The following is an 11,991-nucleotide window of genomic DNA, read 5'->3' as shown; positions in this document are numbered from 1 at the left end:
CATTTTTAGTCATTGCGATGTTCCTTTTGTTAATTGTTGATCGGCCAAGATCAATTAACAGGTTACATCGCAATGCTTTATCCTCATACACCAGAAACGACTATAGCTCGTAATAAATCATATTAATGCATTTATTATATGTTTGAATTAATAGTATATTTTCTAGCTAAGTCTCTAGTTTCATCTGATATTTTTGATGAATTAGAATTTATCACTTGTTCAAATACTCGACCAGCAACACCTGCTTCAATAAGACTCTTTGCGTGGCTTGTTCGAGATATACACGATCCTTCGGTATAGTCAGTTTCTGATTTTAGTTTCTCTATCATCTCTTCACGCGTACTAACTTTCGAAGAAAATACGTCAAAAAACTTAACAAAGCAGCTTTGCCCCACAGACTGTAAAGTTCGATTAAATTGCTCTTCTGTCACTAGTGCCACCTTCAACGATCGTAATAAAAATCCCCGCAGCAAGCTATCTTGCCTTTGGCTCGACTTCGCTTCGCGAAGCGGGGTATTTAGGATACTGAAAGACTAAAAGACTAAAACTTACGCAGCAAGCTGCGGGAAATCAAACCCAAAGAGATTGAAATGACCTCCTACCTTGAAAATAGCTATAGCCAGCCATTATTAATCAACAACCTATATAAAACTCTACAAGATATCAATGCTAATCGTCCATCAAATCATAATCTAAACATTTTTAATATATTGACTGCTAACAATCTTGGGAAATGAGTGATATAAGCGGAGCCTAGATCTCAGCAATAAGAAACACACTGACTTTTGATCTTTACGCTTTTAAAACCCAGTGTGAATGCAAAAATAACCATCGGAAACAGGGATGTTTTCGTTGAGCCTATAGGAACATATTCACGGTGTGTTATTTTTGCATTTACACATAAGCCTGCCGCAGGCAATAAATACAATTGAAGTTATGTAATCCCAGTACACGTTCTGATGACAACACTGGATGCACCACCGGAAATGTTAGAATATTTTTAACGATAAATGAGGCTGTATTTCAACACTGCTAACTTAGTTTGAGCTGCAGGACTATTTACCAAAAATCAGCAAGAGGGGATTGCTGTATAACCCCTATTGCCCCAGTGTGAGTGGGAACTCACGATCTTAGCCTGCGGCAGCAATGAGTCATCAGTAAGGCTAAAAGCTCAAAAATACTAGCCAATACCACTGGAGCCAAACGCTAGTTTATGATGCCCAGTGTGGATGAACATCCACAATCTTAACCTGCGGTAACAATGCAGATCAAAAAAGGCTAGCTTATTCCTCAAGCTAGCCAAGATCAGAAAGCTGACACAGAATACCCAATTAAACTTTACCGTTCACGCTAAAGTTTAATCGCCAATTCTGCCCCTTGGCGAATCGCCCGCTTGGCATCCAATTCGGCGGCCACATCGACGCCGCCAATCATGTGCACAGGCAGTCCCGTGGACTGCATTTCTTCGAGTAAGGTGCGATTGGACACTTGGCCAGCGCACAACACCACATGATCCACATCCAGCACTTCGCTTTGACCATCAATACTGATATGCAAACCTTGTTCATCAAATTTCTCGTAATTGACGCCGACTTTTTGAATGACTTGATGCTGCTTTAATACTAAGCGATGGATCCAACCAGTCGTTTTACCCAAGCCTTTACCCATCTTGCTGGTTTTACGTTGTAATAAATACAGCTGTTTATGCACCGCTTCTTTTTCTGGTGCCATCAAGCCGCCACGATCTTGATAGGTTTTATCAATCCCCCATTGCTTGAGCCATTTATCCGGTTGCAATGTACTCGACTCTGCTTCGCCTAAAAAGTGTGCCATATCAAAGCCTATACCGCCAGCGCCTATCAGCGCCACTTTATCGCCCACCGTCACTTGCCCGCTTAACACTTGCTGATAATCCACCACTTTGGGTGAATCAAAGCCCGGTAAGTCAATTTCTCTTGGCAGTACGCCCGAGGCCATCACAATTTCATCGAAAGCTTCATCGCGCACCACAGAAGCATCGAGCCGCGTATTAAGCCTTAAGTCCACCTTATTCAATTTAATTTGTTCAAGAAAATAGCGAATGGTTTCATTAAACTCTTCTTTTCCCGGGATTTTACGCGCCAGATTAAACTGACCACCCACCTCAGATTTAGCTTCAAAAAGCACCACGTCATGGCCGCGACTCGCCGCATACACCGAAAAAGCCATCCCCGCAGGGCCAGCACCCATCACCGCAATACGTTTCTTATGCGCCGTGGGGCTAAAGTTGATTTCCATTTCATAGCAGGCGCGCGGATTCACCAAACAAGTGGCGCGCTTTAATGCAAAGGTATGATCTAAGCAGGCCTGATTACAGCCGATACAGGTATTGATCTGTTCAGGCGTATTGGCGGCGGCTTTATTGACAAAATCAGCATCGGCTAAGAAAGGCCGTGCCATCGACACCATATCGGCTTGGCCCGATGAAAGAATGTGCTCGGCGATTTCAGGAGTATTAATGCGATTGGTAGCGACTAACGGCAATGACACTTCTTTTTTAAGCCTTTCGGTGACCCACGCAAACGCACCGCGAGGAACACTCGTCGCAATGGTCGGTACCCTCGCCTCATGCCAGCCAATTCCAGTATTTAAAATGGAGACGCCCGCTTGCTCTAACGCTTTCGCCAGTTGCACCACTTCTTCCCACGTGGAGCCATTATCCACCAAATCCAGCATCGATAAGCGAAAAATGATGATAAAGTCATTACCCACTTTCTCGCGAATACTGCGCACAATTTCAAGCGGGAATTTGGCTCTATTTTCAAATGCGCCGCCCCATTCATCAGTGCGCTTATTGGTGCGAGCACTGACAAACTGATTGATGAGATAACCTTCAGAGCCCATCACTTCAACGCCATCATAACCCGCTTTTTTCGCCAAGGCGGCGCTGGTAGCATAATCTTTGATGGTGCCTTTGACTTGCCTTGCTGACATGGCACTGGGCGTAAAAGGGGTAATCGGCGATTTAATCTTACTCGGCGCTTGCGAAAAAGGATGATAACCATAACGCCCCGCATGGAGTAATTGCATGCAAATTTTTCCGCCCACCTCATGCACAGCCTGAGTCACAATCGTGTGTTTCTTCACTTGCCAAGAAAAACTGAGCTGACAGGCATTCGGCGCTAATCGTCCACGTAAATTGGGAGAGATTCCGCCAGTGACGATCAGGCCCACGCCACCTGCTGCACGTTCTTTATAAAATGCGGCCAGTTTCTCAAATCCGCCCTTTTCTTCTTCTAAGCCAGTGTGCATGGAGCCCATTAAAACTCTATTTTTCAATTGAGTATGGCCTAGATCCAAGGGTTCTAGTAAATGCGGAAACGACATTCAAACATCCTTTTTAAACAAATGATTTAATTCAGCATACCTTGAGTCTGTACTAAGCTCAATAAGGTAATGGGGCTTCGGTTTACAATTGGGTTTTCCATCTGTGCATTAATTCAGTTAACATGGCCTCAATCACGTCATAAAGGAGTGGAAAATGCCCGCTAAACCTTCATTTTTAAAAAAGATATTCTGTATTATTTGGAGTACTGTTAACGGTATTCGTAAACTTATTCTCAATCTCATTTTTTTTGGATTACTGATCGCGGTTCTTGTGGGGCTAAGCTCAGAAGAGAATGTCAGTGTTGAGAAAGGCGCAGCCTTAGTGCTCAATTTATCCGGCGATATTGTCGAGCAAAAAAAGCCCGTAGCCCCGCTTGAAGCCATCATGAATAGTGAAAGGGAGAACAGTGCTGACAAGGAGATTTTACTCTCCGATGTCATCAAGGTGATCGACAATGCTGCCGAAGATCAAAATATCAGCACCTTGGTGCTGAATTTAGACCATTTACAAGGCGCAGGACTGAGCAAATTACAATCGATTGGTGATGCACTCACCACCTTTAAAGCCTCCGGTAAACCGATCATCGCTAACGCCAATAGCTATGAGCAAAATCAATACTTCCTCGCCAGTTTTGCCGATACCATTTATTTAAACCCACAAGGGCAAGTTGGTATTGAAGGCCTTGGACGTTACCGTCAATATTTTCAATCGGCATTGAATAAACTCAAAATTAAGATGAATGTCTTCAGAGTCGGCACCTTTAAATCCGCTATCGAGCCACTGATCCGTGATGACATGTCGCCTGCGGCGAAAGAAGCCAATATGAGCTTACTCACCAACTTATGGCAAAGCTATAGCCAAGTGGTGGCGAGTAATCGTCATATCAAACCTGAGCAGTTGATCTTAACCCCTGAGCAATACTTAGCTCAACTGGATAAAGCTAATAATGACATGGCCAAAATGGCCCTTAATCTCCATTGGGTGGATAGCTTAAGTACCGCTGAAGACTTTAGGCTCGCCATGGTCGATAGAGTCGGCAAAGCCAATAAAGGCGATGATTACAAACAGATCAGTTTTTCCGATTACTTACCCATTGTAAAATCTCAGTATCAACCCACAGAGCCTAACAAGGTGGCCATTATTGTGGCCAAAGGCACCATACTCAATGGTAATCAACCCAGTGGTGAAATTGGCGGAGAAAGTACGTCGAAACTACTGAGACAAGCGCGATTTGATAACCATGTCAAAGCCATTGTGTTACGTGTAGACAGCCCTGGCGGCAGCGCGTTTGCCTCAGAGCAAATCCGTCAAGAAGTCTTGGCCATCAAAGCGGCCAACAAACCCATTATTGTCAGTATGGGCAGTTATGCGGCATCGGGCGGTTATTGGATTTCAGCCGATGCCGATTATATCTTTGCCACACCCACCACCTTAACCGGCTCAATCGGTATTTTTGGCCTGATCCCCACCTTTAAAGACTCGCTAGCCGACTTAGGCATTTACACCGACGGTGTGGGCACATCAGCTTGGGCAGGCTTTAGTGTCACCCGAGATCTCACCCCTCAATTTCGTGAGGTTATTCAACGTAATATTGAACGCGGTTATGACAACTTCATCTCTATAGTGGCCAACGGCCGTGACATGAAAAAACCAGCCGTGGATAACATTGCCCAAGGCCGAGTGTGGACAGGACGTCAAGCCCTTAAGTTGGGACTGGTTGATGAGTTAGGTGATATACAACAAGCCGTGAGCAAAGCAGCAGAAATGGCCAAGCTCACAAAATATGACACCAAACTGATTGAGCAAAAACTCAGCCCACAAGAGCAAATTATTCAAGATATTTTTGCCACCGCCTCGGTTTACTTGCCTCATAGTCAAACACAAACACACAGTAAAGTGATGGGTGCCTTGATGTCAAAATGGGAAAACATGTTGAGCACCTTCTCTTCATTTGATGATCCCAATGGCGTGTACTTATATTGTGATACTTGTAATCTATAAGCGATACTCGAGCCGTTGAAGATGCAGAGTATCAAGCGTGATATTTAATACCCGCTTAATGCACTTTTAGCACTAAAAAGCCCAGTTTTTACTGGGCTTTTTTATCACTAAAATCGTATACTCTGGATATTGATCTCTATGCCGAATGAATTATGACTAAACGTTCAATCTATGTCGCCTACACAGGTGGCACCATAGGAATGGAAAAAACCGCCAACGGATTTGCCCCTGTCGCAGGCTTTTTGACCCGCTGTGTGAAAGACATGCCCGAGTTTTATCACACCGAAATGCCCGACTTTGTCATTCATGAATACGATCCCTTGATTGATTCTTCCGATATGGCCCCTACTGATTGGCAATTAATCGCTAATGATATTAAAGCCAATTATGATCACTATGATGGCTTTGTGATTTTACATGGCACCGATACTATGGCCTTTACCGCATCAGCGCTGTCTTTTATGCTGCAAGGTTTATCGAAACCCGTCATCGTCACCGGCTCTCAAATCCCACTGGCTCAGTTAAGATCAGACGGGCAAACCAATTTACTCAATGCCTTATATATTGCCGCCAATTACCCCATTGCCGAAGTCGGCCTGTTCTTTAATAATCGGTTATTTCGAGGTAATCGCACCACTAAAGCCCATGCTGACGGCTTTAATGCCTTCGCTTCCCCTAACTTTCCGATGCTATTAGAAGCCGGCATCAAAATCAGATTACATGCCGGTCAAATTGGCAAGCCTGACAAGCAACCCGTCTTAACCGTTGCAAATATCAGCCCGCAACCCATCGGCGTGGTCACCCTTTATCCTGGCATTTCGACAGATATTTTTAATAATGTGCTGCAACAACCCGTCAAGGCGCTGATCTTACTCACTTTTGGTGTGGGCAATGCTCCTCAAACACCCGCACTATTAGCGATCCTTAGAGCGGCCCATGAACGCGGAGTGATCTTAGTCAACCTGACTCAATGTCTGCAAGGTAAAGTCAATATGGGGGGCTATGCAACGGGTAATGCATTAGCGGCTTCGGGGGTGATCAGTGGTGGCGATATGACCACTGAGGCGGCCTTGGCAAAGTTACACTATTTATTGTCAACCGACATGACAGCGGATGAAATACGCCAAGCTATGCTTGAAGATTTAGTCGGCGAGCTCAGTGTCGATTAACTTCAGTATCGATGAGTCTGTAAATGAAAGTGCTTTGATGAACTCAATCGACCAAACTGAGTTCATCAACATACGCTAAACAGCAAGAGTCATCTGCTGTCTCACTCATTAACGCCTAAGCGATTACCTATTATAAGTCATCATTTTTAAAGGCAGCAATGCTCTCTCCTTTAAAATCGGCGGCTTTAAATTCTTTTTTAAGCTGAGCTTTGGACAATTCATTAATTTGACCTTCTCGGCCAATGGTAAAATGATCCGTTTGATGCAACTTTTTTGCTTGATACAACATGACCACTTGTTGCGTCGAGGCTCTTTGCTCATCGCTAAGAACAGTGCCATCTTCCCACTTTCCCAGTTCCACGGCACTAATAAGGCGCTCATAGACTTCTTGAGGCATTTCTTCAATCACTTGACTGATATCTTTCATACACTTTTCCGCTTATGTAAGACGATCCTAATTCGGCATATTAAATAGCCAATAAAACCAAAAATAAAACAAGCCCCGGCAATATAAGCCCGCGAACCGGTGGCCACTTCGCCGCCCCAAAAACCCAACACTACCCCAAAAATAAACAAACTTAGAGAAAGCAGGCTGTGGTTCAATAATTGGTTTGATTTTTTGATATGGCTAATACGCATGTGTGACTCATTATCACCGGATAATCCTGTATGACAATGGGGACACGTGCTCGCTTTGCTCGAAATTCTTTTTTGACAACTTGGACAGGCGACTAATGCCATGTTTCCACCCCTCGAAAAAACCGATATTCAATATCCCCCAAGCGCCTTGAATAGACACGATTCAGGGCGTTTGAGGATCACAGTATACCTGATTTCTATCGTTTATTTAATACGGCATTCATCGCCACTAAAGAGGCTTCACCTAATAAGATGCTCCGCTCGGGCGACCAAGCTTGAATCGGCTCAGCTAAATCATCATTATCTTTGAAGGGCATTTCTAATGTATAAGACAAACAACCAAAACGATCAGCCACCCAATTCGATGCCACAGTCAAATTAGCCTGCCCCGGCGCATCTTCATCATAGCCAAATTGAGTTTGAAAATCAGGACTGGCGAGTAATAATGCATTTTCAAACGTCTGTTGCAGCGTATTCATGGCGTCATCAAAACGCGGCACACCTTCACAGCCCGCAAGAAACACATAAGGTAGATCTTCATCACCATGAACATCATAAAATAAATCCACCCCGGTTTGCTGCATTTTATTCACCACATGAAAAACTTCAGGGCTTTTTTCAAGCGAAGGTGATTGCCACTCTCTGTTTAAGTTCACGCCAGCAGCATTGGTCCGTAAATGGCCTCTCACCCCGCCATCTGGATTCATATTAGGCACGATATAAAAGTTCGCTTTGGCTAATAAAGCCCGAGAAACCGGATTGTCACCGTCAAGTAATTGAGATATCAACCCCTCAACTAACCACTCAGCCATCGTCTCACCCGGATGTTGGCGAGCAGTGATCCACACACTGGCTTTAGACTCATCAGCATCGCCGATCTTCACCAAGCTTAAATCCCGCTCATCGAGTGTTAAGCCTAAATGCTCGACACTCACCATCGGATGGACTTGAAACTGTGCCAGTAAATCTTGATGACGCTCATAGCTATAAGGGGCAAAATACGCAATTTGAATAGAATCACACTCTAATTCAACCTCAATGGACAGGCGTCCGTCATGATAACGCGTCGGCAACCTAAACCAATGTTCTCGATCGTACGAGGCCACCGCTTGATAATTTTCCCATCCTTGTGGATAGGAGGCTTTATCAGCATTCACAATATGCAATTGATATTGCATGCCGATGGTGCCATCTAATTTAAAATTAAACCATTGAAAAAACTCACCGCCTTCATCGGGACAAATGGCAAGCTCGATATTATTTGGGGCTTGTACATTGATGACGTCGATATTACCGCCATCAAAATTGGCACTGATCCGCATAGAGGCTTCCTTCAAATTTGAGTTCTTATCATATATAAGAACCCATTTTTTAACATAAGTAGGCCATAGGATAAACCAAATCTACATTCAAACACAAAAGCTAAACACCTCTACATCGTAAGCAGTGAGGCATTAAACCCAAATGAGATAAAAGGGCTCATCAAGAAAAGCAATAACCTTGCCCTCGCACCGTATTTATTAATGTGCGCGGTAATCGCGTTTCAACCAGTTTTCGACGAGTATTACTGATGTGCATATCCAAATTTCGATCGAATTTACCTAAGTCTTTCTGCAGTATGTTACGCTGTAACTCTTGCTTTGTGATCACTTGCCCTTGTCTTTCGAATAAATATTTGAATAGTTTAAATTCCGTTTGGGTGAGATAAACTTTTTTACCATCAATTGAGACACAATATTCAATGTCATCAAAATCAAATGAGGTCATATTGTCTTTCACCATTGAAGTCATACTTTTCGCATATTTAACATTTTGCTGTGATTGATTCATACACAATCAACTCCTATACAGTCAATAACAGTGACAAACAGCAGGCATGGAACGTTTATTTACCCTTCTTCTATTACGTCAGTGTTAATAGATATCAATGTTACTATTATTAGTTATTCATTTATTTTAAATAATAATTATCTTTCGTTGAAAAACATCATAAAACGTTAGGCTTCATTCAATAAATATATAAACATTCGCAATAAAAGGAGGTGCCATTGCCTTTGATAGCTCACTCTTTATTTTATATTCTGGCTTTCGTTTATTTTACATATGAAACAGAAACAATTAACCCTTTAATAAATATAACAAATAAAATACTACCTTTATCTAGCTTAACCGTTCTTGAATGACTTTAATATCCTTTAGATTCATTTCAGAAACCTTATTCACAAACGACAGACAATCAATTGAAAAAATAATATTAACAAAACAATCACTCGTATTTTATAGTTATCCTTAATCTTAAATCAATATTAAAAATGAATAAACCACCTTACATATTGACCCACGCCCAAATTAACATTTCAAGAACAACTAATGGCTATTAATAGCGATGTCATTTTATTTTACGAATACCCTTTATACTAAACATCTTTACACTTGAACTAGATATACTCTTTATTTTTCATTTACTCAAGTATTTTATATCTTACGCAACAAATGTATTGGGACGTTTATAAGGTAAATGTCCAGAAAAATGCCGTTTCATTGATTCCATTTGTTAAAAAAAATCTATTCATTATATAAAAAACAACCACAATGACATTTATAAGTTACAAACATTCAGTAACCCTTTTCATCTAATTATAAAATAATGCTTTATATATCAATAATATTTTATAAAAACAAAATGATATACAAATAAAATCATTAACATGCATTTTTAATTCAATCATTCTCAAATATAACGAGTGAAAACTCAAATTGAGATACAAATAGATACAAAAATTATCACATTAACAGACGACAAAAAAACGCCCCCTTACCGGTAGTGCTGAAAACATAAGCGATCTTTTATACCCGTGACTGACGAATCCCCCCAGCACATTGAAAATACCTGTTTCAATGCGCTGGGGGATGTGTCTCAATATCCCGCTAAATGATCGGCTTAATCCGTTGAATTGAAGCCATCAGCCGCTTAAAAGCACATGGGTGACTTAAGATAATCTTAATGAGTCAACAACATCAATTGACGAATATCACTAACAGGCGCACTGCCGTAACTTAAAAAACGCTCATGAAAGGCCTTTAAATCAAATTGTGTTTCTTCAAGTGACTTTACGTCTTCTCTAAGATCGTAAATACCTCTGTAGCCCGCATAATAACTGGTTAACTGTACTTGGCTTAATGTGGCTCGACGCCATTTCCCTTCTGCCTCGGCAATTTGTTGAAAAGCTTCTTTCGTCATAAGGTTAATAGCCTCTTCTTCGCTCATCCCTTGCACTTGAATACTGTAATCGAGCAAGGTATTGCAAATCACTCTTAAATGCCATTTGTAATACATCAACCACATTTCAGGCTCAAAATCACTGTAGCCTTGTTCTAGCATCATGCGCTCAGCATACACAGCCCAACCTTCAATCATGGCACCATTACCGAACAAACTCTTCACCAAACTGGGAGATTCATTGGCATAGACGAGTTGGGTATAATGTCCTGGTATCGCTTCATGAATATTTAAGATCTGTAAGATCCAATGATTATATTCTCTTAAATAACTCTCAGCAGAAGCCTCACTCATGCTATCGAGAGGCGTCACATTATAATAAGTATTGGCCGATTTTTCATAAGGCCCTGGTGCACTCACCGATGCTCCCGCAAAACCTTGCATATATTCAGGGGTTTCTCTCACAATAAGCGGCTTATTCGGATCCAGAGTAATCAGATTTTTCTCATTCACAAAGTGAATAAGCTCTGGAATTTGCTGGCGTATCTCACTGACAAAATCATCTCGTTTGACATGATTAACAGACAATTTATTAATTAAACGTCCAATGGCAATTTTGTCATCTGTCGGTTTTTGCGTTGAAAAATACTTCGACCATAACTGTCCAGTGAGTACGCTCATCTCAGCTTGCACCCTGTCTTTATCCAACAAGGCTTTTTGATAAAGCTGTTTTGCTGTCATGCCGGCTTTTATATCAAAGGCAAATTTTTGCTCATATAATGCTTCACCAATACGAAAACTGCGCGCGCCTTGTGTTGTCAATTTTTTCTCGAGTGATTTAAGCCAACTCACATGCTGCTTAATAGCACTCACCCCTTGGGTATAGCGGGCTTTAAATTGCTGCTTTTGCCGAACCGTTAACCCTGAATCCATGGCCTCTTGCAATAACCTTGGCGACAATACCGATAACGCCCCTTCATTTTGTAATATCGCCAGCTGGGTATGCTCAAGCGTCGGTGACTGAATACTCTCTCTTGCCCCAATATAATAATCAGGGATAAAAGCCAACCGCGATAACACCGAGGTTAAGCGTTCATCTGATGAAGCAAAGTCGCCATTAATGATCAAGGCAAAGCCTTCTGCCACATTATAACGACTCGGATCCCATTGCCAAGACTTGAACGTTTCCTGCTCCCATTTCATTTTGGCGAGTAAGTTATCAATAATACTGTAATCGATACGCACATTTGGACTTAATGACTGGGGGGAAATTTGTGCTAAGGCCTGCTGCTGATGCGTAATAAAAGCAAGGCTATGTTGCCTTTGTACATCGCTCGGAATATTCAGCCTACCATCATAATCATGAAAACCTCTGTATAAGGCCCAAGAAGGAAAGGTTTGCCATAATTCATCAATAAATTGCGCTGAAAATTGCGTAAATGCCTTATCTTGTTCAATTGTCGCCACCACAGGCAAAGTGTCGTTCGTTTGTGTCTGGCATCCTACCAGTCCCGTTAGCGATAACACTGCCACTAAGGATAAAGCCGTTTTCTTCATCATATGATCCATTTTAGTTAACAAGCTCTGAATATTAA

Annotated in this window: 8 protein-coding genes and 1 pseudogene; 2 read left to right on the top strand and 7 right to left on the bottom strand. The window is 42.0% G+C overall.

Annotated features, from left to right (window positions below; all coding sequences use genetic code 11):
• Window positions 1-134 precede the first annotated feature (134 nt).
• On the bottom strand, window positions 135-431 hold the full coding sequence (locus L2764_RS14790) for a hypothetical protein (protein ID WP_248941018.1): 297 nt from the start codon (window positions 429-431) through the stop codon (window positions 135-137).
• A gap of 919 nt (window positions 432-1,350) precedes the next feature.
• A complete protein-coding gene (locus tag L2764_RS14785; RefSeq protein WP_248941016.1) occupies window positions 1,351-3,366 on the bottom strand; it encodes an NADPH-dependent 2,4-dienoyl-CoA reductase in 2,016 nt (671 codons plus the stop codon).
• 154 nt (window positions 3,367-3,520) lie between these two features.
• Between L2764_RS14785 and sppA the strand changes: the two genes are divergently transcribed.
• Together sppA and ansA are read left to right on the top strand one after the other, a co-directional pair.
• Entirely contained in the window at window positions 3,521-5,368 is a 1,848-nt protein-coding gene (gene sppA, locus L2764_RS14780; RefSeq protein WP_248941015.1) for a signal peptide peptidase SppA, read from the top strand.
• Window positions 5,369-5,520: 152 nt separating this feature from the next.
• Window positions 5,521-6,537 (top strand): asparaginase, encoded by a 1,017-nt coding sequence (gene ansA, locus L2764_RS14775; protein ID WP_248941014.1) that lies wholly within the window; start codon window positions 5,521-5,523, stop codon window positions 6,535-6,537.
• A 130-nt stretch (window positions 6,538-6,667) separates the two neighbouring features.
• Here the strand turns inward: ansA and L2764_RS14770 are convergent, their stop codons facing one another.
• From L2764_RS14770 to L2764_RS14750, 5 genes and pseudogenes are all read right to left on the bottom strand, one after another.
• Window positions 6,668-6,964, bottom strand: coding sequence for a YeaC family protein (locus L2764_RS14770; protein WP_248941013.1), 297 nt, complete (start codon window positions 6,962-6,964; stop codon window positions 6,668-6,670).
• Complete coding sequence (locus L2764_RS14765) at window positions 6,961-7,278, bottom strand: zinc ribbon domain-containing protein (protein WP_248941011.1); 318 nt, start codon at window positions 7,276-7,278, stop codon at window positions 6,961-6,963. Before L2764_RS14765 ends, L2764_RS14770 begins: the two co-directional genes overlap by 4 nt.
• A 95-nt stretch (window positions 7,279-7,373) precedes the next feature.
• Window positions 7,374-8,498 (bottom strand): M14 family metallopeptidase, encoded by a 1,125-nt coding sequence (locus L2764_RS14760; RefSeq protein ID WP_248941010.1) that lies wholly within the window; start codon window positions 8,496-8,498, stop codon window positions 7,374-7,376.
• 160 nt (window positions 8,499-8,658) lie between these two features.
• A pseudogene (gene ssoR / locus L2764_RS14755) lies at window positions 8,659-8,886 on the bottom strand (response regulator transcription factor SsoR); the annotation flags it as partial.
• Window positions 8,887-10,177: 1,291 nt separating this feature from the next.
• Window positions 10,178-11,953, bottom strand: a complete 1,776-nt coding sequence (locus L2764_RS14750; RefSeq protein WP_248941020.1) for a DUF885 domain-containing protein — start codon at window positions 11,951-11,953, stop codon at window positions 10,178-10,180.
• Between the last annotated feature and the right edge of the window lie 38 nt (window positions 11,954-11,991).

This window comes from Shewanella surugensis, from assembly GCF_023284005.1.
Classification (GTDB): domain Bacteria; phylum Pseudomonadota; class Gammaproteobacteria; order Enterobacterales; family Shewanellaceae; genus Shewanella; species Shewanella surugensis.
Note: the sequence above shows the minus strand (reverse complement) of the source record. Positions and strands in the feature narration are given on the sequence as shown.